Origin of the sequence: Sphingomonas sanguinis (genome assembly GCF_019297835.1) — a bacterium.
Taxonomy (GTDB): Bacteria; Pseudomonadota; Alphaproteobacteria; order Sphingomonadales; family Sphingomonadaceae; genus Sphingomonas; species Sphingomonas sanguinis_D.
In genome coordinates this window covers 1,286,216-1,310,160 of sequence record NZ_CP079203.1, presented here as the reverse complement: position 1 = coordinate 1,310,160, position 23,945 = coordinate 1,286,216, and the positions used below count along the sequence as shown (strand labels likewise).

Below are 23,945 nucleotides of genomic sequence, written 5' to 3'. Positions count from 1 at the left end.
CCCCTTGCAGGGGAGGGGGACGATGCGAAGCATGGTGGAGGGGTATCCCCGCTCGCGAGGGCGGTCTGCGCTCTCTGACCGCGACATCCCTCCGTCAGGGCTTCGCCCTGCCACCTCCCCTGCAAGGGGAGGAAAGCGGTCAAGAACCTTGGCTTCCGCCTCACAGCGCGGCGAGATCAGCGGGTGTGTTTATATTGGCGATCGGCTCGGGCGAGGCGATGGGGATGGCCCCGATCGCGCGGACCCAGCCGCGCACCGAACGATCCTGTCCCAGCGAGAGATGCGCCATCAGATGCGCGCCCAGCGCGGCGGGCCACAGCCCCAGCACCGGCGCATCCCGGCAATAGCTCGGCTCCCGCCACAGTATCGCCTCGATTAGCCCTTCGGGCAGGCGCGGCATGTCGCATCCGATGGTCAGGACGCAGCGAAAGCCATGGCTCGCCGCATAATCCAGCGCCCCCGCGATCCCGCCGAGCGGCCCCAGGCCGGGGGCGGGCATGTCCGGCACCCCATCGGCGCCACCGACCTGGATCACACGCGCGCAGTGCGGGGCGATCGTCGCGCGGGCATGGGCCACCAGCGTCCGGTCGCCCAGCACTGCGACCGCCTTGTTCGACCCGAAGCGCGACGAACGCCCTCCCGTCAGGACCGCACCCAATATGCTCATGCGGGGATGCGGACCTTCACCGGCACCGACTTGCCTGCCGGGACATGGCTTTCCAGCGCATGATGCTCCAGCGGGATCAGATAGTTGAGCTCGGGATAATAGCCGCCGATACAACCTTCGGGGATGTTGTATTCGACCACCCGCAGCCCCTCGACCACGCGCTCCTCACCGTCATCGGCGTCGCCCTCCAGCGCGATGGTCTGGCCATCGGTCAGGCCCAGCCGCGCGATATCGGCCTTGTTCATCATCGCGACCATCCGTGTCCCGCTGATCCCCCGGAAGCGATCGTCATAGCCATAGATGGTCGTGTTGAACTGGTCGTTGGAGCGCAGCGTGATGAGCCGCATCCGTCCCTCGGCGGGGGTGATGCCCGAGGCGTCCATCGCGCGCGGCACGTTGAACTCGGCCTTGCCGCTCTCCGTCTCCCACTTCCGGTGCGAGGCGGGATTGCCCTTCCAGAAGCCGCCCGGCTCGAACAACCGTTCGTTGAAGTTGGCGAACTTGTCAGGATAGACATTCTCGATCGCGTCGCGGACCAGGCCATAGTCGCCGACCCACTCGTCCCACGGCACGTTCGGGTTGGGTTCCAGCACCGCCTTGGCGATCCCAGCGACGATGGCGGGTTCGGACAGCAAGGTATCGGCGGCGGGCGTCGCCTTGCCGACCGAGCCATAGATATGGCTGAACGAATCCTCCATCGATACGGCTTGGCGACCGCCCTTCTGCATGTCCGTCTCCAACCGGCCGAGGCAGGGGAGGATATAGCTCTCTTCGCCGGGCACCAGATGGCTCTTGTTGAGCTTGGTGGCGATGTGGACGGTGATGGGCAGCTTGCTCCACGCCGCCTTCATCTTGGCATGTTCCGGCGTCGCGCGCAGGAAGTTGCCGCCGAGCTGGACGAAGCCCTGCGCCGTCCCCGCGATGATCTGGCGGCAGGCCTCGACCGTGTCCCAGCCATTTTCGGTCGGCGGCTCGAATTCGAACAGCTCCTTCAGCCGCTCGACGGGGGCGAGTTCGGTCTTCTCGGTGATGCCGACCGTGCGCTGACCCTGAACGTTGCTGTGCCCGCGTACCGGGCCCGGTCCGGCCCCCTCGCGCCCGATATTGCCGCGCAGCAGGAGCAGGTTCACGATCATGTGAAGCGCGTCGATGCCATAGCGGTGCTGGGTGATGCCCATGCCGTACACCGCGATCACGCGTTCCGACTTCATATAGACGCGCGCCGACTGTTCGATCGCGTCGCGGGTCAGACCTGAATCGCGGATAATGTCGCTCCACGCGGCGTTGCGGCAGTAGTTCGCGAAATCCTCGAACCGGGTCGTGTGCTGCTCGATGAAATGATGGTCGAGGATGCGCTTGGTGCCCTTCGCCACCGCGCGGTCGTCCTCCTCGATCACCAGCTTGCAGATGCCGGTCAGCGCGGCGATGTCGCCGCCCGCCTTCACCTGATGATACTGCGTCGAGATGTCGGTCGAGCTACCCGTGAGCATCTGGACGGGGTTCTGCGGCGAGGCGAAGCGCTCCCAACCGCGCTCACGCAGCGGATTGAAGGTCACGATCTCCACCCCGCGCTTGGCGCAGGCTTGCAGGTTGTGGAGCATCCGGGGCGCGTTGGTCGCAACATTCTGCCCGAAGGAGAAGATCGCGTCGCATTTGTCGTAATCCTCCATCTGGATCGTCGCGACGGGCGATCCGATGGCGGACTTGAGGCCGACCGAGGTCGTCTCGTGGCACATGTTCGAGCTGTCGGGCAGGTTCTGCTGCCCCCACATCCGCGCGAACAGCGAATACATGAACGAGGTTTCCAGGCTGGCGCGGCCCGAGGCGTAGAGCACCACCTTGGTCGGATCGCAGGCCTTCAGCTTGGCGCCGATGGCGGCGAACGCCTCGTCCCAGCTGACCGCGACATATTTGTCCGACGCGCGGTCGTACCGCATCGGATGGGTCAGGCGGCCGGCCTGTTCCAGGTCATGGTCGGGCCATGCCTCCAACTCCGTGACACTATGCTTGGCGAAGAAATCCGGCGTGACGCGCAGGCTGCTGAGTTCCCATGCGGTCGCCTTGGCGCCGTTCTCACAGAACTCGGCAATATGCGGCTTGGCCGGTTTGCCCCAGGCACAACTCACGCACATCACGCCGCCGGGCTTGTTCTGACGACGCAGCGTGTCGAGCGTCTCCGGGCCGAGCCCCTCCTTGGGAAGGATCTTGGCCATGCCCTTCATCGAACCCCAACCGCCGGCGGGGGCGGTATATTCAGTGATCTTCACATCGTCGTCGTCGCGCATCGGGCAAATCTCCACTTGCAACGATGAACGAAGCTAGCGCCGATTGGCCGCATGGGAAGCGGTTCATTTTTGGACGAGCAGCGCCTATCTGGAGGCAAATCGTTTCACAGGACTCGGACATGACCACCCACACCACGCGTATGCTCATCCTCGGCTCGGGCCCCGCCGGGCTCTCCGCCGCCATTTATGGCGCGCGTGCGGGCATGCAGCCGATCGTGGTGCAGGGCATCCAGCCGGGCGGCCAGCTGACCACCACCACCGATGTCGAGAATTATCCCGGTTTCGCCGACGTCATCCAGGGGCCCTGGCTGATGGAGCAGATGCAACGCCAAGCCGAGCATGTCGGCGCGCGGATGATGTGGGACACGATCACGGAAGTGGACCTGACGAACCGCCCGTTCCGCCTGATCGGCGATGGCGGCGATGTCTATGAGGGCGAGGTTCTGGTCATCGCGACGGGTGCTCAGGCCAAGTGGCTGGGCCTCGACAGCGAAGAGGCGATGAAGGGCAAGGGCGTGTCGGCCTGCGCGACCTGCGACGGCTTCTTCTATCGTGGCAAGAAGGTCGCGGTGATCGGCGGCGGCAACACCGCCGTCGAAGAGGCGCTCTACCTGACCAACCATAGCGACGACGTGACGCTGATCCACCGCCGCGATTCGCTGCGGGCCGAGCGTATCCTGCAGGAGCGGCTGTTCGCGCACCCGAACGTGAAGGTGCTGTGGAATAAGGAAGTCCGCGAGTTCGTCGACGGCGGCGGCAATGCAGGGCTCGTCGCGCTCGACCTGCTCGACACGGTGACGGGCGAGCATAGTCGCCTGGATGTCGAGGGCGGCTTCGTCGCGATCGGCCACCATCCGGCAACCGAGCTGTTCCGGGGGCATCTGGAGCTGGATTCGGACGGCTATATCGCGGTCGAGACGGGCTCGACCCGGACCAGCGTGCCGGGCGTCTTCGCCTGCGGCGACGTGGCGGATAAGGTGTACCGCCAGGCGGTGACGGCGGCGGGCACCGGCTGCATGGCTGCACTGGATGCCGAACGCTTCCTGGCAGCGGCCGAGTTCGAGGAATTGGCCAAGGCGGCGGAGTAAAAAATCCTCCCCTGCAAGGGGAGGGGGACCATGCGCAGCATGGTGGAGGGGGATCGCCGCAAGGTGCGACCTATGTGGAAGCCCCCCTCCATCAGCCCTGCGGGCTGCCACCTCCCCGTGCCGGGGAGGATTTTAAGATCAACTCAGCCGGTCGATCGCTTCGGGCGTCAGCGACCCCGGCACGATCATGATCGGCACGGGCAGGGCGCCTGCGTCGGTGCCGGAAAAGTGGCTGACCAGCTTGCCCGGCGCGCCGCTCGCCGCCGCGCCCAGCACCAGCGCGGCGATATCCGGATTGGCCGCGATGATCTCGCGGATCACCTTCGGCCCGTCGCCCTCGCGCACGGTGATCGAAGGGCGCAGGCCCGATTCGTCCAGGATCGTGCCCGCCGCGCTGGCAAGCAGCGCCTCGGCTTGCTGGCGAGCTTCGTCCTCGATCGTCGCCTGTACGCCGCCGAACGCGATGAACTCCTGCGGCGGCAACACGGTCAAGATTTCGACCCCGCCGCCGGTCTTCACCGCACGCCGCGCGGCGAAGCGCAATGCGATTTTCGATTCCGGACTGTCGTCGATCACGACCAGATAGATACGCATGGCGGCCCCCAAATTGTGTACCACGGATGCCGTTACTTAGTATTTCGTGCAAGGCCATGACTTGACCGAGCGCAATTCGGGCGCAAGAGACGGGCCGCTACGGAATTCGTTTTCCCCGAGAGGACCTCCATGTCGATCGAGATTAAGATGCCCGCGCTGTCGCCGACCATGGAGGAAGGCACGCTGGCCAAATGGCTGGTGAAGGAAGGGGACACGGTGAAGTCCGGCGATATCATGGCCGAGATTGAAACCGACAAGGCCACCATGGAATTTGAGGCGGTGGACGAAGGCGTCATCGCCAAGATCCTCGTCTCCGAGGGCTCCGACAATGTGAAGGTCGGCACCGTCATCGCGATCCTGGCCGAAGAGGGCGAGGATGCCTCGTCGGTCCAGGCGCCCACCAAGTCGGAAACCCCGGCTCCGGCCAACCCCATGCCGACCGACCCGACCGATCCCAACAAGACCGGCAGCGAAGCCAAGCCCGCCGAGCGCACGCTCGAGCAGGCCGAGGATCACGGCAAGCCCGCCGATTCGGGCAGCAAGGCCGGAAACGGCCGCGCGATCGCCAGCCCGCTGGCGCGCCGCATCGCCTCGCAAAAGGGCCTGGACCTGTCGGCGCTGACCGGCTCGGGCCCGAACGGCCGTATCGTGAAGGTCGATGTCGAGAACGCGCAGCCGGGCCAGGCCAAGGCCGCTGCTCCTGCCGCATCGGCTCCGGCGGAAACCGCTTCGGCTCCCGCCGCTGCGCCCAAGCCCGCGCAGGTGCCGGACATCCCGCACGAAGCGTCGAAGCTGTCGAACATGCGCAAGACGATCGCGCGTCGCCTGACCGAATCGAAGCAGCAGGTTCCGCACATCTACCTGACGGTGGATATCCGTCTCGATGCGCTGCTCAAGCTGCGTGGCGAGCTGAACGCCGGTCTCGAATCGCGCGGCGTGAAGCTGTCGGTCAACGACATGCTGATCAAGGCGCTGGGCGTGTCGCTGATGGCGGTGCCGAAGTGCAACGTCATGTTCACGCCGGACCAGCTCATCAGCTTCAAGCGCGCCGACATCTCGGTCGCGGTGTCGACCCCGGCGGGCCTGATCACTCCGATCGTGTCGGAGGCGGATACGCGTTCGCTGTCGTCCATCTCCACCACGATGAAGGACCTCGCCACCCGCGCCCGCGACAACAAGCTGCAGCCGCATGAATTCCAGGGCGGCACGGCCTCGATCTCGAACATGGGCATGTTCGGCATCAAGCAGTTCGAGGCGGTCATCAATCCGCCGCAGGGCATGATCCTGGCGATCGGCGCGGGCGAGAAGCGTCCGTACATCGTCGACGACCAGCTGGGCGTGGCGACCGTCATGTCGGCGACCGGCAGCTTTGACCACCGTGCCATCGACGGGGCCGACGGCGCCGAGTTGATGAAGGTGTTCAAGGAACTGGTCGAGCGTCCGCTCGCCATGCTGGCCTGATAGGATAGGGCGGGGGCCATGCGGGTCGGGATCGAGCTGTTTTATATCGGCCTGGGGCTGGTGGCGGCGCTGGTCATGACCTGGGCCGCCGCCTGGGCCTATCCGCTCGCGCGCACCGAAATCTGGTGGTGCGGCGCGGGCGCGGCGCTTGCGACGGTGGCGATGGGCATCGGCCCGCTCCACCGCGCGCGCATCGCCGACCGCATGGCCCGCAGGCATAGCGAACAATGAGCACGCTTCCCGATCAGCACCCCACCATCCGCGTCACCGCCATGCCGTCGGACGCCAATCCGTACGGCGACATCTTCGGCGGCTGGCTGATGGGCCAGATGGATCTGGCGGCGGGTTCGGTGGCGTCGCGCCACTCCGGCGGTCGTGCGGTCACGATCGCGGCGGAGGGGATGAAGTTCCACGCCCCCGTGCTCGTCGGCGACGAGGTGTCGGTCTATGCCACCCTCGTCCGCGTCGGCAACACGTCGATGACCATCGAGGTCGAAGCCTGGCGCCGCGCCCGCCACATGGAGGACGCGACCAAGGTGACCCAGGCGCGCTTCGTCTTCGTCGCTACCGACAAGGACCGCAAGCCGCGCACCGTTCCGCCGATGGACCCGGCGAAAAACTGACATTTACTCGGGGGTCGCACCCCCACGCACCGCCAAGGCGCGCGTTCAGAAGGAAGATCAAAGTGGCTGACACTTACGACCTTATCGTCCTCGGCTCGGGTCCCGGCGGCTATGTCGCGGCGATCCGCGCGAGCCAGCTCGGCCTGAAGGTCGCGATCGTCGAGCGCGAGCGGCTGGGCGGCATCTGCCTCAACTGGGGCTGTATCCCGACCAAGGCGCTGCTGCGCTCGGCCGAGGTCTATCACTACATGACCCATGCCGCGCAATACGGCCTGTCGGTCGAAAAGCCCTCGTTCAGCCTCGACAAGGTGGTCGACCGCAGCCGCAAGGTGGCGGGCCAGCTCAACGCGGGCGTCAAGGGCCTGATGAAGAAGAACAAGGTCGCCGTCCATGAGGGTGTCGGCACCATCACCGGAAAGGGCAAGCTGTCGGTCGTCCAGGGTGACAAGACCACCGAGCTGACCGCCAAGCACATCATCGTCGCGACCGGCGCGCGTGCGCGCGACCTGCCCTTCGCCAAGGCGGATGGCGAGCGCATCTGGACCTATCGCCACGCGATGGTCCCGCCTGCCATGCCGACCAAGCTGCTGGTCATCGGCTCGGGCGCGATCGGCGTCGAGTTCGCCAGCTTCTACAACGACATGGGCGCGGAAGTGACCATCGTCGAGATGCTCGACCGGATCATGCCGGTCGAGGACGCCGAAGTCAGCGAGTTCATGACCAAGCAGCTGACCAAGTTCGGCATGACCATCAAGACCAAGACCGGCCTTGAGAAGCTGGAAGCGACGGCCTCGGGCGTGAAGGCCGCGATGAAGGGTCCGGACGGCAAGGTCGAAACCGCCGAATTCAGCCACGCGATCGTCGCCATCGGCATCGTCCCCAACACCGAGAATATCGGCCTGGAAAAGCTGGGCATCGCCACCGATCGCGGTCACATCAAGACCGACGGCTTCTGCCGCACGAACGTCGAAGGCATCTGGGCGATCGGCGACGTGACCGGCGCGCCGTGGCTTGCGCACAAGGCGAGCCATGAGGGCGTGATCGCCGCCGAGGCCATCGCGCAGGCGCTGGGCAACAAGGACGTCCACCCGCACGCGATGGACAAGGGCAACATTCCGGGCTGCACCTATTCGCGCCCGCAGGTCGCCAGCGTCGGCTTCACCGAGGCGAAGGCCAAGGAAGCCGGTTATCAGGTGAAGGTCGGCAAGTTCCCCTTCATCGGCAACGGCAAGGCGATTGCGCTGGGCGAGGCGGAAGGCTTTGTGAAGACCGTGTTCGACGCCAAGACCGGCGAATTGCTGGGCGCGCACATGGTCGGCGCGGAAGTGACCGAGATGATCCAGGGCTATGTCGTCGCCCGCCAGCTGGAGACGACCGAGGCCGAGCTGATGGAAACGGTGTTCGCGCACCCGACCATTTCCGAATCGATGCACGAGTCGGTGCTGGCCGCCTATGGGCGTGCGCTGCACATCTGATTTTCGGGATTGAGGTTATGGGGAAGGGGTTCGCTGTGGCGGGCCCCTTTTTCTTTGGGGGGTAGCGTGGCCTTCGACTTCGCTCAGGCTGAACGGCGTTTGGGAGTCAGCCCGATTCCCTCGCTCCGTTCAGCCTGAGCGAAGTCGAAGGCCAAGGGAAACCCTCACAACCGAGCCAAGACCGCCTCACTCCCCGCCACCGCGACGAAATCCGCCGCGAGCAACCCCATGGTGACGTCGAAGATCACCCCGGCCTCCAACCCGGCAGAGGGCAGGTCGAACCCGATCACCGCGTCGCGCACCACCGTCACGCGAAACCCCAGGTCCGAGGCGGCACGCACCGTGGAGTTGACGCAGAACCCCGCCACGGCCCCCACGACATGGATATGCGCAATCCCCCGTTCGCGCAGATGCGCTTCCAGCCCGGTGGTCGCAAAGGCCGAGGAACTGCACTTTACGAACACCGCCTCGCCGGGCCGCTCGCGCGCGCATTCCATGGGCGGATAGCCTGGTGCATCGGGATGCAGGGGCGAGGTCGAATCCCCCTCGGCATGGCGGACATGGATGACGGGATGCCCGGCGTCACGAAACGCCGCCGCCAGCGCCGCTATGGCCGCGGGGGCATGCGGGTTGATATGGGGCTGCCCGGCATCGATCCGGTGCTGCATCTCCATCTGCATGTCGATGATGACCAGTGCGGTGTCGGTGTCCATACGTTTTCCCCCGTTGCGAGCATGTCGGTTAGGCGCCTCCAGGGCCATCGACAACCGGATCGGCCCTCCGATGACGCCGACAGGATGCGACCTAGCGCATTCCGCTTGCGAAACATCAAGCTTTGGCCGCATCGGTCGCATCCGTCATGACCCGAGCCCATAGCCATCGTTTGCGCATCATTGTCTCGGCCCTGATCCTGTTCGGGCTGAGCGTCGCCATCTTCGCGCCGGGCTTCGTCCAATATGACAGCGTCGGCCAATATGAGCAGGCGCTGACCGGGCATTACAACGATTGGCACCCGCCGATCATGGCGCGACTGTGGTCGTTGTTCGTGCCAAACGGCGCAGGGCCGATGCTGGTGTTGCAACTGGCCGGCTGGTGGCTGGGGCTGGGCGCGCTGGCGGCGGCGATCGTCGACCGGCGGCCGCGTGCGGCGTTGATGGTGCTGGCGGTCGGACTGGTCCCGCCCTGGCTCGGCTGGCAGGTGGCGATCCTGAAGGATGCGCAGATGACCGGCGCGACGCTGGGTGCGGTTGGGATCATCGGCTGGTGGCGGTTGCGCGGGCAGGCGGTGCCGCGCGGAGCCTGGGTCGCGGCGGGGCTGCTGCTCGCCTATGCCGCGCTGGTGCGCGCCAATGCGATCTTCGCGATCGCACCGCTCGTCGCGCTGCTGGTGACGGAGCGCTGGCCGCGCCGCATCGCGATCACCGTCGCATTGACCCTCGCGACGCTGGCGGTGGCGCCATTCATCAACCACCGGCTGCTGGGCGCGGCGGACAGCGGCGTCGCGCGGACCCAGGCGCTGTACGATCTGGCGGGGATCGCGGTGCGGCTGCCCTATGATCCCCGGATGGGGCTGTCGCCCGCCGAGGTCGCCGAGATACGCGCCCGGCATTGCGTGAAGCCCTTCTTCTGGGACCCGCTGGGCGAGCCTGCCCGCTGCGGCACCGTGCTTCAGCGGTTCGAGACGACCCCGCCGGGGCAGATCTATGCCAAGCTCGTGCCCGCCATCCTGCATCATCCGCTGGCCTATGCGGAACAGCGGCTAGCGCATCTGAACTCAACCTGGCGCTTCTGGGTACCTGCGCGCTGGATCAACGCCGCGCCGCCGCAGGGCAGCGAGCCGAACGACGATCATCTGGGCCTGCCGGGCCGGACAGCGCTCGCCTGGCAGAAGATGGCAAGTCCCTGGGTCGACACGCCGATCATGTGGCCGATCGTCTGGCTGGTGGTGGCCGCCGGAGGATTGGCGGTGACACGCGGGGATGGCTTTGCGGGGGCGCTGTTCGGCTCGGCGCTGGGGCTGGAGGTGAGCTTCCTTGTCATCAGCGTGGCGTCGGACTTTCGCTATCATCTCTGGCCGATCGTCGCCTGCGCGCTGGGGCTGATTATCGCCAAGCCCTGGCATGGCGATAGGCGGATCGTCCGGGTAACGGGGGCGGTGCTGGTGGTGGTGCTGATCGTCGGCGGGATCGCGCGCGCCACCCTGCCGCTGCCGCCGCAAAGCTATGACGCTATGCTGATCTGAACCCCAAAGCCCGTGCCCGACGTTGAGCGCCCCGAAAGGAGCCGCATATGGCCGAGGATCACGAGCAGGTTTATGCCGATTTCAAGGAGGCCGTGAACATGGCCCCGGCCGAGCTGGAGAAATTTCTCGACACCGACGAGTCGCAGGACGTCGGCCAGAAGAAGGGCGGGTCAAGCGAGAGCGTCGGGCATGAATCGGGTCGCCGGATCGTGGAGATCAAGCGCAAGAAGAAGGCCGATCTGACCGACGACGACTATGCCCATATGAAGAAGGTCGTCGGCTATGTTCACCGGCATCTGAAACAGGGCGGACCGGACAAGGATGTCGAACATTCGCCCTGGCGCTATTCGCTGATGAACTGGGGCCATGATCCGCTGAAGGATTGAGCGAGGCCGGTCGGTCGCTCAGTTGGGGCGGCTGCGCTCGTTCGTGCTGGTCATGTTCAGCGCCCGGCGAAACTCACCCACGCCCTGCTGGCCGATGCCGTCGAACTTCTGCCATTCCGCCTCAGTATTGCAGACACGGGTGGGCAGGAGCGAGCCGGTCGGTGTCAGCGAGCGACAAGTCTTCTTGACCTTGGGCTTCTCCGCCGCCTGTTCCGATTGCGCGAGGGCCGGGGCGGCGGTCGCCATGACGGCCAGGGTCATCATCATTGCGCGGGCGTAGTTCATGCCGGTCGTCTCCCCTTGGATCGCGGCAGGATGCGTCAGCATTGCAGACGTATCAAGCGTCCATGGGTGCGCGAACGGACTTTTGTAACTCTATGAAAAAGGCCCGGTCTTTCGACCGAGCCTTCTCTTTCCCATTCGGATCGGCAGGATCAGGCCGCGACGTCGTAGGGCTTGATCTCGCCCGCCAGATACAGGTTGCGCGCCTTGGCCCGGCTCAGCTTGCCCGAGCTGGTGCGCGGCAGGGTGCGCGGCGGGATCAGTTCGATCACGCAGTTCATGCCCGTCACCGCGCGCACGCGCTCGCGGATTTCGTCGCGCAGGCGCAGGCGCTCCTCATCGTCCGAGCTGCGGCACTGGACCAGCACGGCGGGGGTTTCCTCGCCGCCCGGCGTGGTGATGGCGAAGGCGGCGATGTCGCCCGCCTTGAAGCCCGGCAGCTGCTCGACCGCCCATTCGATGTCCTGCGGCCAGTGGTTGCGGCCATTGACGATGATCATGTCCTTGGCGCGGCCGACGATGTAGATATAGCCCTTGGACATATAGCCCATGTCGCCGGTGTCGAGCCAGCCGTCGACCATGCAGGCATCGGTCGCGGCCTGGTCGCGGAAATAGCCGACCATGACCGACGGGCCCTTGCACCATACCTTGCCGATGGCGCCGTCGGGCAGGGGGGTGCCGTCCTCTTCGCGGATCTCGATCACCATGTCGCGCGCGGGCTTGCCGCAATTGACGATGGCGCGGAAACGTTGCGGCCGGTCGGTGCCTTGCGCGCCACCCGAAAGCTGCGTCTCTTCGACCAGCTCGACGCGAATGCCTTCGCCCGGCGGCATGATCGACACAGCCAGCGTCGCCTCGGCCAGGCCATAGGAGGGCAGGAAGGCGGTCGCCTGGAAGCCCGCATCGGCGAACGCGTCGACGAAGGACTGCATGACGTCGGGGCGGATCATGTCCGCGCCATTGCCCGCCAGACGCCAGCGCGACAGGTCGAAACGGTCCGACGCCTTGGTCTGCGACGAGATGCGGCGCGCGCAAATGTCATAGCCGAAGGTCGGCGAATAGCTGACCGAGGTACCAGGATTACGGCTGATCATGTCCAGCCATGCCAGCGGACGCCGCGCGAAATCCTCGGTCTTCAGATAATCGGTCGAGACCTGGTTGGCGATCGGCGACAGGAAGCAACCGACCAGACCCATGTCGTGATACCAGGGCAGCCATGAGATGCAGCGATCGCTTTCCTGGATCTTCATGCCATGGCTGTGGGCGGCCAGATTGTTCAGGAGCGCATGATGGGTGATCGCCACGCCATGCGGGAAACGGGTCGAGCCGCTGGAATATTGCAGATAAGCGATCGCGTCCGACTTGGCCTCGGGCAGCGTCGCCTCGGGCGCCTCGCGGGTGGCGAAGCTGTCCCAGTCGATCCCCTCGACGCCCGCGGCCTCGGCGGCGGCACCCGCCATCTGGGCCAGTTCGGGCGGGAAGATCAGCATCTTGGGGTCGCAGCTGGCCAGCTGGACGCGAAGCTGTTCGATATAGCTGTCGCGCCCGCCGAACGAGGTCGGCAGCGGCAGCGGCACCGGCCACGCACCCGCATAGACCACGCCGAAGAACAGGGCGGCGAATTCCGGCCCCGTCTCGGCGACCAGCGCGACCCGCTCTTCCGGCTTCACGCCGCTGGCGATCAGGCGACGCGCGCAGGTCAGCGCATCCTCGCGCAGCTCGGCGAAGGGATAGGGGCGGGTCAGCGTTCCGCGTGCATCGTGGAAGTTCAGGCCGCGCGTGCCCGAGGCAGCATAGTCCAGCGCTTCGCCCAGCGTATCGAAGTCGGCGAAGCGGCGCGGCAGCGCATCCTCGGTCGGCGTCGCGATGATGGCGCGCGCGTCGTCCTGATGGTGCTCGATCGTCATGGCCTTGCCTTCGTTCCTTATGCTTTTGCGCCGCCGCCAATGAACGCGCGGGGGCGAGTGATTCTTTTCCACCAAGAAATGGCGGCTTCCCGCGTTCTAAATCCGGTGTCAGTGTGGCACAAACAAGGCGTGTCCGCCGATCGTCGCCCGCCCAAACCCCTTGACCCCAGAATGCTGGAAAATCTTGCGCTACGCTATGTGGAGCGATTTGCCACTACCGAAGGCAAGCTGGTCGATTATCTGACGCGCAAGCTGCGAGAACGCGGTTGGGCGGGGGAGGGCGCGCCGGACCCGCGCGGGCTGGCGGCGCGCATGGTGGAACTCGGCTATATCGACGACCGCGCCTATGCGGAGGCCAAGGCCGCCTCGCTCGCCCGGCGGGGCATGGGCGCGCGCCGCGTGGCGCAGGCGCTGCACGCCGCGCGGGTCGGGGCGGAGGATCATGAGGCGATCGCGCCCCAGGTGGCCGGGGCGGCGCGCGAGGCCGCGCTCGCCTTTGCCCGGCGGCGGCGAATCGGGCCTTACGGGACCGAGGAGGTCGATCGTCCGACCCGCGAAAAGCAGTTCGCGGCGATGATGCGCGCCGGACATGCCATGGATGTGTCGCGCCGGATCGTATCGGCGGCGCCCGGCGAGATGCTGGGCGACGAGGATTTCTGATCCAGCGCAACGATATACGGCGCCAGCCTCAATTTTCCGGGCATCGTCCCACTCCGGACCAGCAAAAAAGCGAACGTCATTGCATTGCGAGTGCGAACAATGATGCTAGCGTTCGGGCACAAGGGTGCGATGATGCTGGAAGAAACGCCAAATCAAGGGGGCGGCATCGACAGTGAAACGGCGGAAACGGCCGTAAGGCTGGCGGGGGTCGTGAAATGGTTCGACGTGACGCGGGGCTTCGGCTTCGTGGTGGCGGACGATCCGATCTACGGGGATGTGCTGGTGCACTTCTCTGTGTTGCAGGCGCATGGGCGGCGCAGTCTGCCCGAGGGCGCGCGCGTCGAGCTGCTCGGTGCGCGCGGCGGTCGCGGCTATCAGGCGCGCGAGGTGCTGACCATCGACCTGACCCATGCGGTGCCGGAACTACCCAAGCGGCCCCGCTCGCCCGACCGGATCGATCCGGTGGCGCTGGTCGGTGAAGCGGGGGACCCCGAACAGGTCGCGGTCAAATGGTTCAATCGGCTGAAAGGCTATGGCTTTCTGCTGCGAGACCGTGACGGCGCGGACGTCTTCGTCCATATGGAGACGCTGCGTCGCGGCGGAATCCTGGACGTCGAACCGGGTCAGCCGCTGGCGGCGCGCGTGGTCGAGGGGCCGAAAGGTCCCCTGGCGGTCGTCGTGACGCCGAGAGGAGCCGGATGATACGGATGAGTGTGATGGCGCTGGCCTTGGCCGGTGCCGGGTTGGCGGGGTGTTCGGCGGAGAAATCGTCTTCCGAAGCGGCGGGGCAGGCGGGGCGCCAGGTCGCGACGGTGCCCGTCACCATCAGGACGGCGCAGGGCGAGCACCGGTTCCAGGTCGAGGCCGCGCGCACCGCCGCCGAGCAGGCGCAGGGGCTGATGTACCGCACCGACCTGAAACCCGATGGCGGCATGTTGTTCGCGCCCTATCCGCCCGAAGGCGGCGGGCCGCGCGCGGCGAGCTTTTGGATGAAGAACACGCCGACGCCGCTCGACATCCTGTTCATCCGCGCCGACGGCACGATCGCGCGGATCGCGGAAAATACCGTGCCGTTCAGCGAGGCGCAGATCCCCTCGGGCGAGCCGATCGCGGCGGTGCTGGAGCTGGTCGGCGGGCGCTCGGCGGAACTGGGGATATCGGAGGGCGATTCGGTTTCCTGGTCGAAGTGATCGCCTGAGGTAGACCGTTTAAACCAAGCCGCTGCCTTTTCGCAGGTGGGGGGCATGCGAAGGTGCCTTGCCCCGCACTTCTCCCCTCCCGCAGGCGAGTTTCAGGTCGGTCATGCCTCCGGCATGGCCTAAACGATGCGGGGCATCGTTTACCTTAAACTGGGGCGGGGGAGGGCCGGTGTCTCACCGAGACTGTCGCTTGCGGCATGCCCCCACCCCAAACCCCTCCCCCCTGCCGGGAGGAGGGGCTTAATGAGACGTCTTAGTGCCAAGCGCTTCTCCCCTCCCGCAGGCGGGAGGGGTTGGGGGTGGGCAAGGTGTCTCACCGAGCGTGTCGCCTACCGCCATGCGCCCCGGCCCCGTCTTTCCGGTCGAAAAGAGGGCACCTCAGGTGGAGGAATGACCAAGCCCCCAAGCCTCGCCAGACACGAACGCAGTTGAAGGGCGGCGAGAGCCGGGCTACACGGCGCGTCATGGGCATCAACCTCAACCCCTTCACCTGGTGGAACGGCGCCACCATCGGCACCTGGTTCGGTCTGCGCGGCAAGGCGCAGGTTGGCGAGGACGCGCATGGCAACGTCTATTACGAGGGCGGCAGCGACACCGCCGGTCGCCCGCGCCGCTGGGTGATCTATAGCGGCTCGAACGATGCCAGCCGGGTTCCGGCGGAATGGTTCAGCTGGCTGCATCATCAGGTCGACGATGTGCCCGACCGTTCGCTGCCGCCGCGCCGCGCGTGGCAGAAGCCCGCCATGCCGAACATGACTGGCACGGCCATGGCCTATCGTCCGTCGGGTGCGCTCGAAAAGGGTGGCCAGCGTCAGGCTGCGACCGGCGACTACGAAGCCTGGACCCCCGAGGGGTGAAGACGTCGCGCTGGCTGGCCAGCGGTGCGCTGGTCGCCTTGCTGGGGGTCGGTGGCTGGTTCGGCTATCAGGCGCTGACCGATCGCGGCGGTGATTCCACCGAATCGGCGGTCAGCCAGATTTTGCCCGACAGCCCCGGCGCTGCATCGGGGATCGAATCGGTCGACGGCGCGCAGGCGAACCTGCCCAGCGGCGGCACCCCGATGGCCGAGCGCGTCGCGGTGATCGGCCTGCTCAACAAGCGCAACGGCATCTCGCGCGACCTGACGCTGAAACCCGGCCAGGCGGTTCGCGTTGGCGATGTCGTCGTGCGCCTCCGTGCCTGCGAGAAGACGGCGTCGTGGGAGCCGGAGCAGTTGACCGGCGCCTTCGTCCAACTCGACGTGCGTGGTGCGGATCAACGGTGGCAGCGGGTATTTTCAGGCTGGCTCTACAAGGAGCGGCCTGCGCTCAACGTCGTGCTCCACCCGGTCTATGACGTCTGGGCCAAGAGCTGCACGATGTCCTGGCCCGAAACGGGGCCGGAGACGGTTCCCGCCTCGCTGCCCGGCGCCGCTCCCAAGCGGTCGAGCGCCGCGAAATCGCCCGAGGCCGATACGCCCGCGGCGGACGCGCCCGGCGCGACCACGCCCGCCAACGCGTCGGACAGCAGCGCGACATAATCCTCACGCCCGATCTCGACCGCGCCCATGGTCGACAAATGGCTGGTCTGGAACTGGCAGTCGAGCAGGCTGTATCCCCCGGCGCGTAAGCGGGCGACCAGCCAGACCAGGGCGACCTTCGACGCATCGGTGCGACGGCTGACCATCGACTCGCCGAAAAAGGCGCGGCCCAGCGACAGGCCGTACAGCCCGCCGACCAGCTCGTCACCGTCCCAGCATTCGATCGAATGGGCAAAGCCCATGTCGAACAGGTCGATGAACACCCGCTCGATGGCGTAGTTGATCCACGTCTCGGGTCGGTCCGGGACGCTTTCGGCACACAAGCGGATGATCGATTCGAAGGCGGTGTCGGCGGTCACGCGGAACCGGTCCTTCGCCACCGTCTTGCGCAGCGAGCGCGACAGATGAAAACCGTCGAGCGGCAGGACGGCACGCTTGCGCGGCTCGACCCAATAGACATGATCGGTGTCGCGCGTGTCCGCCATGGGAAACACCCCGACCGCATAGGCGCCCAGCACCAGATGCGGGGTCAGCCGTTCGACGGCGCCGGGGGCGTCGCGGCGGCTCATCCCCCGGCCAGTCGCCGCTCGACGCTGCGCCACAGATCGGCATAGGCCCTGGCGGCGCTGCTGCGCGGGGCGAAGGCGCCGACGGGGGCGCGATGTTCACCCATCGCCTCGACCAGGCTGGCCATCGGGATGACCGGCCAGTCGGGATGCGCGGCCAGCGCCTCGGCATGGAGGCGGCGGCGGCGGTCGACCATGACGTGTACGGGGAGCAGCGGCACGCGGCCCCGGACATGGCCGTCCACCACCTCGAGCGCGCGGGTGGCGAGCGCGGAGGGCACGACCGGCACCACGATCAGGTCGACCGCGCGCAGCACCTGCTCCGTCGTCTCGGTCAGGCCGGGCGGGCAGTCCAGGATCACGCTGTCATAATCGTCCAGCCCGTCGATCAGCTTGCCCAGCCGCTTCTTCTTGTCGATCGTATGGAAGAGCAGGTCAAGGCCGCGCAGCGAATCGTCCGCGCCGATCAGCGACAGGCGCGGGATGTCGGTCTGGCGGACCAGCCGCTCGACGGGAATGTCGCGGGAGAAGGCGGCCTGCGCCCGGTCGCTATGCGCCGGCCCGCCCAGCAGCCAGGTCGAGGCGGCCTGCGGGTCGAGATCCCATAACAGGGTCCGGCGCGCGCACAGGCTGGCGGCGCACCAGGCCAGATTGACCGCCATGCTGGTCTTTCCGACGCCCCCCTTCAGGCTGTAGATCGCGATCGCGGCCACGGCTTGGTTTCCGACCTCCCATTTGGCCCATAAAAAAAGGCCGACGGAGATATCCCCGCCGGCCGGTTTTCGATCAAGTCCTTATCGTCGATCAAGCGACGCCAAGGACGGATTGGACGCAGATCAGATGTGGCAGACCTGCGCGGCCTTCTTCGGCGTGGTCAGGGTGACGGCCTTTTCGTCGCCGGTCATCTTCCAGCCGCCCTCGGCGGTCAGCGGTTCACCGGCGGCCGGTGCCTTCAGCACGACCGGGGTTTCGCCTTCCTTCAGGCGAACATTGGCCTGCTTGTCGCCCTGGAAGAAGGTGACGAAGACGAGGCTGTTGTCCTTGCAGCGGAAGCTCTTGTCCGCCTTGATCGCGGGCGGCAGTTCGACCGGGGCGCGATTGGCGAGGATGTTGGCCATGGGGTCGGGATTGGTGTCGACGACCTCGGGCTGGCTGGGCTTGGAATTGCACGCTGCCAGGGCGAGCAGCGGTGCGGCGACGATGAGGGGGAGGAGGCTCTTCATAGCGAGGCGGTGCTTCGCAAATGCAGCAACCCGGCGTCAAGCGTGACCTGCGCGTCATGTGTCCGAATGTCCCACATTTCGCGCGCCCGCGCCCGCCCGACCCTCCTTATGCTTGGCGGCGCACAAGCAAGGCTTGGCTTGCCCGACGGCGGAGCAGGGGCCATCTAGGCGGCATGGAAGTGATCTCCGACACGCTGGCCCTGATCGGCAACACCCCGCTCGTCCGCCTGAAAGGGCCGAGCGAGGCCACGGGCTGCGACATTTACGGCAAGTGCGAATTCGCCAATCCGGGCGCCAGCGTGAAGGACCGCGCGGCGCTGTTCATCGTCGAGGATGCCGAGGCGCGCGGACTGCTGCGTCCTGGCGGCACGATCGTCGAGGGGACGGCGGGCAATACCGGCATCGGCCTGGCGCTGGTCGCCAACGCCAAGGGCTATCGCACGATCATCGTGATGCCCGAGACGCAGAGCCGCGAGAAGATGGACACGCTGCGCGCGCTGGGGGCCGAGCTGGTGCTGGTGCCCGCCGCGCCCTATTCCAGCCCCTGTCATTTCGTCCACACCTCGCGCCGGATCGCCGAGGAGACGGACAATGCCGTCTGGGCCAACCAGTTCGACAATATCGCCAATCGCCGCGCGCACATCGTCGGCACCGCTGAGGAAATCTGGAACCAGATGGGCGGGCGGGTTGACGGCTTCACCTGCGCGGCCGGGACCGGCGGTACGCTGGCGGGTGTCGGGCTTGGGCTGAAGGCCCATGACGAATCGGTGACGATCGCGCTCAGCGATCCGCATGGCGCCGCGCTGTACGATTATTACGCGCATGGCGAACTGAAGTCCGAAGGCTCCTCGGTCGCCGAGGGCATCGGGCAAGGGCGGATCACCGCCAATCTGGAAGGTGCGCCGATCGATACCCAATTTCGGATTTCGGACGCGGAGGGCTGGTATTGGGTGCAGCGGTTGCTGAGCGAGGAGGGGTTGTGCCTGGGCCTGTCCTCCGGCATCAACGTCGCGGGCGCGGTGGCGCTGGCACGGGCGCTGGGGCCTGATAAGCGCATCGCAACCATTTTGTGCGATACCGGGTTTCGCTACCTCTCCACGCTCCACAACCCGGCGTGGCGGGCTGAGAAGGGGCTATAGCCGCCACCCTTTCGCGCCGGAGGTCGACAGAACGCGGCGTACGAGATACTATTACCGAATTCCATGAAGTCACCCGACCATCATCATATCATGCAGCGCGTGAAAGTCGGCATGATCGGCCTGGCCGCCGTCATCCTGCTGATCGCGATTGCCAGTACGATCCTGGGCTCGCTGAAACATGACGAGCCGCCGGTCGTGGCGGCCGGTGCGGCGCAGTCCAACATGGTTGCCGACATGACGATGGCCAACGCCGCCACTCCGTCGAGCAGCGAGCCGCTGGCCGAACTGGGCGTCGCTCCCGCACCCGTCAATACCCAGGCCCCGGCCGAAGCGGCGCACTGAGCGTCGTCGTCGGCGGCGGCCTGACGAGCGCCCTTTCCCCCGATCGAGTCCCGACCAGCGACCCGCCATTCGCGGCCGGACCGGACTTTTTGCTTAATAAAAGTTAAGCTCACAGTGATCGTCTTCCTGCGTCGATCGGACCGGGGAAAATCGGGGAAATCGCCCCGATCGGCGGAATTCCAACACTTTCCTTCACCGGGGCGATGCGGCTGATCCCGCATATCGACCAGCCGTTGGTCGCATAACCCCGCTTCCAGACCTGATTTCCCCGCTTCTCCCCAAAAATCCCGTTGCCTCCCGGTTCTGCTATAGGTAAACCAAATCTCAACAGAGGGGCAGGCTCACTGTGAACCAGAAATGGTCGGAATGCGGCGGTGGCCGTGTTCCGAAGCAGCGAGGCCGTGCGCGCCATGTGCGAGGTTGGCGTGTCCGAAAGGGGTTTGTATCAGGGAAGTGGCATTGGCCTTGTCGACGACAAGGGTCGCGTTGCCATCCCTAATGCGCTCCGCTCTACGCTGGCTCAAAATGCGCCGCGCCCCGACGGAAAGGATGGCGGGACCATCATCATTGCGGTCCATGAAACCGAGCGTTGTCTGATCGCCTATGATCCGGGTTATGTTGCCGTGCTGAAAAAGGAACTGGACGCGCGGACTGAGATGTCGCGCGGGCCGGACGGCCGCATCGATTACAATATCAAGCGCGACCTGGCGAATGGCGAGGCGGTGCCCTTCGACGGGTCGGGACGTTTCATCATGCCGGGCTTTCCCCGCTTCCATGCCGGGATCACTGGCCATGCCTTTTTCTGGGGCACGTTCGACTATATCGAAATCTGGGACCCCAAGACGCTGGTCGAGACGCCGGGCCTGCCCGCCAAGATGATCTCCGCTGCACGCTTCCATTGCCAGGAAAAGGGGATCGCGCTGTGAGCACAGCCGACGCCCCGCACATCCCCGTCCTGCTCGACGAGGTTCTCGACGCGCTCGCCATCGCCCCCGGTGAGACGCATGTCGACGGCACGTTCGGCGCCGGCGGCTATACCCGCGCGATGCTGGGGCGCGGCGCGAAGGTCGTGGCCTTCGACCGCGATCCTGATGCCATCGCCAATGGCCAGGCGCTGGTCGCCGCCGAGCCGGGCCTGACCCTGATCCACCGCGAATTTTCCAATCTGGATCAGGAGCTGTCGGCCCGCGTTGATGGTGTGGTGCTGGATATCGGGGTATCCTCGATGCAACTCGACCAGGCAGAGCGCGGATTTTCGTTCCAGGGTGACGGCCCGCTCGACATGCGCATGGCGCAGGCGGGCGAGTCGGCGGCCGATTTCCTCAACACTGCCGATGAAGCCGCCATCGCCGATGTCCTCTATCATTATGGCGAGGAGCCGCGTTCGCGCCGCGTCGCGCAGGCGATCGTCGCCGCGCGCCCGCTGACCCGCACCGGCGAGCTGGCCGCCGTGGTCCGCCGGGCGCTGGGCTATCGCCCGCATGACAAGAAGGACCCGGCGACGCGGACCTTCCAGGCGATCCGCATCCATGTGAACCGCGAACTGGACGAACTAGCAGAGGGGCTTGCAGCGGCCGAGCGCGCGCTGAAGCCGGGTGGTCGCCTGGCGGTGGTCACGTTCCACAGTCTGGAAGATCGCATGGTCAAGCGCTTCTTCCGTGAGCGTGCCGGGCAGATGCCGGGCGGGTCGCGCCACCTGCCGGAACAGGCGGCGGCGCGGGCACCCAGCTTTGCCCAGGTCGGCAAGGCGGTGCGCGCGGGCGAGGCTGAACTGGCTCGCAATCCGCGCGCGCGTTCGGCGACGCTACGTTTTGCGACGCGTACGGAAGCGCCCGCCTGGTCGGCGGGTCATGACGGGTTACGGGGAAGGGCGCCGGGGGGCGAGTTGAGTCAGGAGTTTGGCGTATGACGGCGGCGTATCGGTTGAAGGGGATAGGGTGGTTCGGGAGCTGCGTGGCGGTCGTCCTGGGATTCTACCTGGTCTCCTTGCAGGTGGCGGCGGAGCGCAAGAAGCTCGACGACGTCAACGGCCGCATCGCCGCTGCGCAGCGGGACATCCGCGCGCTGGAGACCGAGTTCGACACCCGCGCCAATCTGGTCCAGCTGGAAAAGTGGAATGGCGATACGCTGGCGCTGACCGCGCCGGTCGCGGGCCAGTTCGTCGGTGACGAGGCGCAGCTCGCCTCGCTCGACGTGACCCGTGGTCCGGCCGAGGGCGCGATCCAGACCGCCGCGCTGCTCGTCCCCTCGCAGCCCGCGCCCGTGATCGTCCAGCCGGAAGCCGTGGCCGCCGCCGCGCCTGCCGCCCCGGCCAAGCCCAACGCGCCTGCTCCCGTCGTCCGTCTCGCCAAGGTCGACCTGCCCAAGCCCCAGATTGTCCAGGCCGTGTCGGAGCATGTCGTCAGCGCCAAGAAGGCCAAGACTGCGCCGATCGCGACCGTCCGCACCGCCGCCGCCGTTGCGAAGGTTCGGCCGGAAGCCGTGGCGATGCTCGACCGCCAGCTGCTCTCCGACACGACGCTGGGTGACATTCTGAAGGGCGCCAAGACCGAATCGCGGCGGCGGCGTTGAGCGTTCTGGTCGCGCGTCCCGCCGGAACGCAGCGTACCGCCGGCCAGCGCCACGCGCTGGTCGCGACGACGCATATGCGTCTGATGATGCTGATGATGCTGTTCGGCGCGGCGGTGCTCGTCGTGATCGGGCGGCTGATGCTGCTGGCGGTGTTCGCCGGACCTGCCGATGCGGCGGCGCGGACCGCCACGCTGGCGGCGCGCGGCGACATCGTCGACCGCAACGGCGCGCCGCTTGCCCGCACCATCGACAGCTGGACGATCGCGGTCCATCCGAAGAAGCTGATCGGCGACCCGATGGAGATCGCCGCGCGGCTCGCCGCGCTGATGCCCGATCGCGGCGATCAGGCGTGGTTCTATAACCAGCTGACCCGCAAGGCCAATTTCGTCTATCTGCAACGCCGCGCCAGCCCGACGCTGGTCGAGCAGGTCAACGCCATCGGCGAACCCGGCCTCGTCTTCGACCGTGAGACGCAGCGCCTCTATCCGCAATCCTCGCTCGCCGCCCATGCGCTGGGCTTCCTGTCGACCGACGGGCACGGAATGAGCGGTATGGAGCGCGTGCTCGACGAGCGGCTGCTCAACCCGGCGCAGACGGGCAAGCCCGTCGCCCTGTCGATCGACACCCGCGCCCAGGCTGCGCTGGAAAGCGAACTCGGCCGCGCGATGAACACCTTCTCCGCGCGGGGCGGCGGCGGCATCATCCTGGACGTGCATACCGGCGAAGTGATCGCGATGGTCTCGCTGCCCACCTTCAACCCCAACCGGGTCGGCATGGCGGGCACCGAGGAACTGCGCAACATCACGACGCAGAGCGTGTTCGAGCTGGGTTCGACCTTCAAGCCGATCACCATGGCGACCGCGATGGAGAATGGCGTCGTCACCTCGATGCAGCGGCGCTTCGACGCGACCCATCCGCTCAAGGTCGGCGGCTATACCATCCATGACGAAGCGGGCGATCCGAAGCGCTGGCTGAACATGGCCGAGACTTTGATCTATTCGTCCAACATCGCCACCGCGCGCATCGCCGACGAGATCGGGCCGCAGCGGATGCAGACCATGTTCAAGAAGCTGGGCTTCGATACCAAGCCCGATATCGAGCTTCGCGAAAAGGGACGTCCGCTGCTGCCGACCTATTGGGCGCGCACGACGACGATGACCACCGCTTATGGTCACGGCATCGCGGTGACGCCGCTGCATCTGGCCTCGGCCTATGCGGCGCTGGTCAATGGCGGCATCTGGCGCCCCGCGACGCTGATGAAGGTCGCGCCGGGCCATGCCGCGGCCGGCCGGCGGGTAATCAGCGAGACGACCAGCTACAAGATGCGGCAGATGCTGCGCCTGATCGTGATGCGCGGCACGGGGCGCAAGGGCGATGCGCCCGGCTACCGCGTCGGCGGCAAGACCGGCACTGCCGAGGCGGCGGTCGCGGGCGGCTATGATCGGTCGCGCAACGTCGCTACCTTCGCGGCGGCCTTCCCGATGGATGCGCCGCGCTATGTGGTGCTGGCGATGCTCGACTCGCCAAAGGGGACGAAGGAGACCGGAGGGTGGAAGACCGCAGCCTGGAACGCCGCGCCGGTCGTCGGGCGGACGATTACGCGGGTCGGCGCGATGCTGGGCGTGGTGCCCGACGCCACCAAGGATATCGACGAGTCGGACATCCTGCCGACCCTGTGGCAGGATCCGAAATCGCCGCCGGTGGATGGACGATGAG

At 66.6% G+C, this 23,945-nt stretch carries 26 protein-coding genes and 1 pseudogene; 18 read left to right on the top strand and 9 right to left on the bottom strand.

Annotation, left to right across the window (positions count from 1 at the left end; translation table 11 throughout):
* Positions 1 to 160: 160 nt before the first annotated feature.
* Together mobA and KV697_RS05845 are read right to left on the bottom strand one after the other, a co-directional pair.
* Positions 161 to 667, bottom strand: coding sequence for a molybdenum cofactor guanylyltransferase (gene mobA, locus KV697_RS05850; RefSeq protein WP_219020479.1), 507 nt, complete (start codon positions 665 to 667; stop codon positions 161 to 163).
* Complete coding sequence (locus tag KV697_RS05845) at positions 664 to 2,952, bottom strand: FdhF/YdeP family oxidoreductase (RefSeq protein ID WP_219020478.1); 2,289 nt, start codon at positions 2,950 to 2,952, stop codon at positions 664 to 666. Before KV697_RS05845 ends, mobA begins: the two co-directional genes overlap by 4 nt.
* 119 nt (positions 2,953 to 3,071) lie before the next feature.
* On the opposite strand from KV697_RS05845, the gene trxB reads away from it, so the two are divergent.
* Positions 3,072 to 4,040: a thioredoxin-disulfide reductase gene (trxB, locus tag KV697_RS05840; RefSeq protein ID WP_219020477.1), complete on the top strand. Its 969-nt coding sequence runs from the start codon at positions 3,072 to 3,074 to the stop codon at positions 4,038 to 4,040.
* A gap of 138 nt (positions 4,041 to 4,178) precedes the next feature.
* Here the strand turns inward: trxB and KV697_RS05835 are convergent, their stop codons facing one another.
* On the bottom strand, positions 4,179 to 4,634 hold the full coding sequence (locus KV697_RS05835; RefSeq protein ID WP_219020476.1) for a universal stress protein: 456 nt from the start codon (positions 4,632 to 4,634) through the stop codon (positions 4,179 to 4,181).
* Positions 4,635 to 4,763: 129 nt separating this feature from the next.
* Here KV697_RS05835 and KV697_RS05830 point away from each other — a divergent pair, with 129 nt between their 5' ends.
* The 4 genes from KV697_RS05830 (at position 4,764) to lpdA (ending at position 8,193) form a co-directional block, all read left to right on the top strand.
* Positions 4,764 to 6,095, top strand: coding sequence for a pyruvate dehydrogenase complex dihydrolipoamide acetyltransferase (locus KV697_RS05830; RefSeq protein ID WP_219020475.1), 1,332 nt, complete (start codon positions 4,764 to 4,766; stop codon positions 6,093 to 6,095).
* An 18-nt stretch (positions 6,096 to 6,113) separates the two neighbouring features.
* Positions 6,114 to 6,326, top strand: coding sequence for a hypothetical protein (locus KV697_RS05825; RefSeq protein ID WP_058743830.1), 213 nt, complete (start codon positions 6,114 to 6,116; stop codon positions 6,324 to 6,326).
* On the top strand, positions 6,323 to 6,718 hold the full coding sequence (locus KV697_RS05820) for an acyl-CoA thioesterase (protein WP_219020474.1): 396 nt from the start codon (positions 6,323 to 6,325) through the stop codon (positions 6,716 to 6,718). The genes KV697_RS05825 and KV697_RS05820 overlap by 4 nt, the downstream gene beginning before the upstream one ends.
* 62 nt (positions 6,719 to 6,780) lie before the next feature.
* Entirely contained in the window at positions 6,781 to 8,193 is a 1,413-nt protein-coding gene (gene lpdA / locus KV697_RS05815) for a dihydrolipoyl dehydrogenase (RefSeq protein WP_219020473.1), read from the top strand.
* 164 nt (positions 8,194 to 8,357) lie between these two features.
* Here the strand turns inward: lpdA and KV697_RS05810 are convergent, their stop codons facing one another.
* Entirely contained in the window at positions 8,358 to 8,906 is a 549-nt protein-coding gene (locus tag KV697_RS05810; protein ID WP_219020472.1) for an isochorismatase family protein, read from the bottom strand.
* Positions 8,907 to 9,052: 146 nt separating this feature from the next.
* Between KV697_RS05810 and KV697_RS05805 the strand changes: the two genes are divergently transcribed.
* The gene (locus tag KV697_RS05805) at positions 9,053 to 10,435 is read left to right on the top strand and encodes a hypothetical protein (protein WP_219020471.1); all 1,383 of its coding nucleotides are present in this window, start codon (positions 9,053 to 9,055) and stop codon (positions 10,433 to 10,435) included.
* 47 nt (positions 10,436 to 10,482) lie between these two features.
* Positions 10,483 to 10,821, top strand: a complete 339-nt coding sequence (locus KV697_RS05800) for a DUF3140 domain-containing protein (RefSeq protein WP_219020470.1) — start codon at positions 10,483 to 10,485, stop codon at positions 10,819 to 10,821.
* An 18-nt stretch (positions 10,822 to 10,839) separates the two neighbouring features.
* Here the strand turns inward: KV697_RS05800 and KV697_RS05795 are convergent, their stop codons facing one another.
* Positions 10,840 to 11,148 (bottom strand): hypothetical protein, encoded by a 309-nt coding sequence (locus tag KV697_RS05795; protein ID WP_257575639.1) that lies wholly within the window; start codon positions 11,146 to 11,148, stop codon positions 10,840 to 10,842.
* A gap of 107 nt (positions 11,149 to 11,255) precedes the next feature.
* A complete protein-coding gene (locus KV697_RS05790; protein ID WP_219020469.1) occupies positions 11,256 to 13,010 on the bottom strand; it encodes a fatty acyl-AMP ligase in 1,755 nt (584 codons plus the stop codon).
* A 171-nt stretch (positions 13,011 to 13,181) separates the two neighbouring features.
* On the opposite strand from KV697_RS05790, the gene KV697_RS05785 reads away from it, so the two are divergent.
* The 5 genes and pseudogenes from KV697_RS05785 to KV697_RS05765 form a co-directional block, all read left to right on the top strand.
* Positions 13,182 to 13,670: a regulatory protein RecX gene (locus KV697_RS05785; RefSeq protein WP_257575638.1), complete on the top strand. Its 489-nt coding sequence runs from the start codon at positions 13,182 to 13,184 to the stop codon at positions 13,668 to 13,670.
* A gap of 132 nt (positions 13,671 to 13,802) precedes the next feature.
* Complete coding sequence (locus KV697_RS05780; protein WP_219021269.1) at positions 13,803 to 14,372, top strand: cold-shock protein; 570 nt, start codon at positions 13,803 to 13,805, stop codon at positions 14,370 to 14,372.
* Complete coding sequence (locus KV697_RS05775; protein ID WP_257575636.1) at positions 14,369 to 14,860, top strand: DUF192 domain-containing protein; 492 nt, start codon at positions 14,369 to 14,371, stop codon at positions 14,858 to 14,860. Before KV697_RS05780 ends, KV697_RS05775 begins: the two co-directional genes overlap by 4 nt.
* Before the next feature lie 473 nt (positions 14,861 to 15,333).
* Positions 15,334 to 15,726, top strand: coding sequence for an NADH:ubiquinone oxidoreductase subunit NDUFA12 (locus KV697_RS05770; RefSeq protein ID WP_219020467.1), 393 nt, complete (start codon positions 15,334 to 15,336; stop codon positions 15,724 to 15,726).
* Between the two features lie 203 nt (positions 15,727 to 15,929).
* Positions 15,930 to 16,163, top strand: a pseudogene (locus KV697_RS05765) (DUF2155 domain-containing protein); the annotation flags it as partial.
* A gap of 35 nt (positions 16,164 to 16,198) precedes the next feature.
* Here the strand turns inward: KV697_RS05765 and aat are convergent.
* From aat to KV697_RS05750, 3 genes are all read right to left on the bottom strand, one after another.
* Positions 16,199 to 16,957: a leucyl/phenylalanyl-tRNA--protein transferase gene (gene aat, locus KV697_RS05760; protein WP_219020466.1), complete on the bottom strand. Its 759-nt coding sequence runs from the start codon at positions 16,955 to 16,957 to the stop codon at positions 16,199 to 16,201.
* On the bottom strand, positions 16,954 to 17,667 hold the full coding sequence (locus KV697_RS05755) for a ParA family protein (RefSeq protein ID WP_219020465.1): 714 nt from the start codon (positions 17,665 to 17,667) through the stop codon (positions 16,954 to 16,956). The genes aat and KV697_RS05755 overlap by 4 nt, the downstream gene beginning before the upstream one ends.
* A gap of 123 nt (positions 17,668 to 17,790) precedes the next feature.
* Positions 17,791 to 18,177: a hypothetical protein gene (locus KV697_RS05750; RefSeq protein WP_219020464.1), complete on the bottom strand. Its 387-nt coding sequence runs from the start codon at positions 18,175 to 18,177 to the stop codon at positions 17,791 to 17,793.
* A 173-nt stretch (positions 18,178 to 18,350) separates the two neighbouring features.
* Here KV697_RS05750 and KV697_RS05745 point away from each other — a divergent pair, with 173 nt between their 5' ends.
* The 6 genes from KV697_RS05745 (at position 18,351) to KV697_RS05720 (ending at position 23,944) form a co-directional block, all read left to right on the top strand.
* Positions 18,351 to 19,316, top strand: coding sequence for a cysteine synthase A (locus KV697_RS05745; RefSeq protein ID WP_219020463.1), 966 nt, complete (start codon positions 18,351 to 18,353; stop codon positions 19,314 to 19,316).
* Between the two features lie 90 nt (positions 19,317 to 19,406).
* Positions 19,407 to 19,658 (top strand): hypothetical protein, encoded by a 252-nt coding sequence (locus KV697_RS05740; protein WP_219020462.1) that lies wholly within the window; start codon positions 19,407 to 19,409, stop codon positions 19,656 to 19,658.
* A 410-nt stretch (positions 19,659 to 20,068) separates the two neighbouring features.
* The gene (locus tag KV697_RS05735; protein ID WP_084787596.1) at positions 20,069 to 20,584 is read left to right on the top strand and encodes a division/cell wall cluster transcriptional repressor MraZ; all 516 of its coding nucleotides are present in this window, start codon (positions 20,069 to 20,071) and stop codon (positions 20,582 to 20,584) included.
* Positions 20,581 to 21,567, top strand: a complete 987-nt coding sequence (gene rsmH, locus KV697_RS05730) for a 16S rRNA (cytosine(1402)-N(4))-methyltransferase RsmH (protein WP_219020461.1) — start codon at positions 20,581 to 20,583, stop codon at positions 21,565 to 21,567. The genes KV697_RS05735 and rsmH overlap by 4 nt, the downstream gene beginning before the upstream one ends.
* Positions 21,564 to 22,229 carry a hypothetical protein gene (locus KV697_RS05725; RefSeq protein ID WP_219020460.1) on the top strand — a complete coding sequence of 222 codons (666 nt, stop codon included), beginning with the start codon at positions 21,564 to 21,566 and terminating at the stop codon, positions 22,227 to 22,229. The genes rsmH and KV697_RS05725 overlap by 4 nt, the downstream gene beginning before the upstream one ends.
* The gene (locus tag KV697_RS05720) at positions 22,226 to 23,944 is read left to right on the top strand and encodes a peptidoglycan D,D-transpeptidase FtsI family protein (RefSeq protein WP_219020459.1); all 1,719 of its coding nucleotides are present in this window, start codon (positions 22,226 to 22,228) and stop codon (positions 23,942 to 23,944) included. Before KV697_RS05725 ends, KV697_RS05720 begins: the two co-directional genes overlap by 4 nt.
* Position 23,945 lies beyond the last annotated feature (1 nt).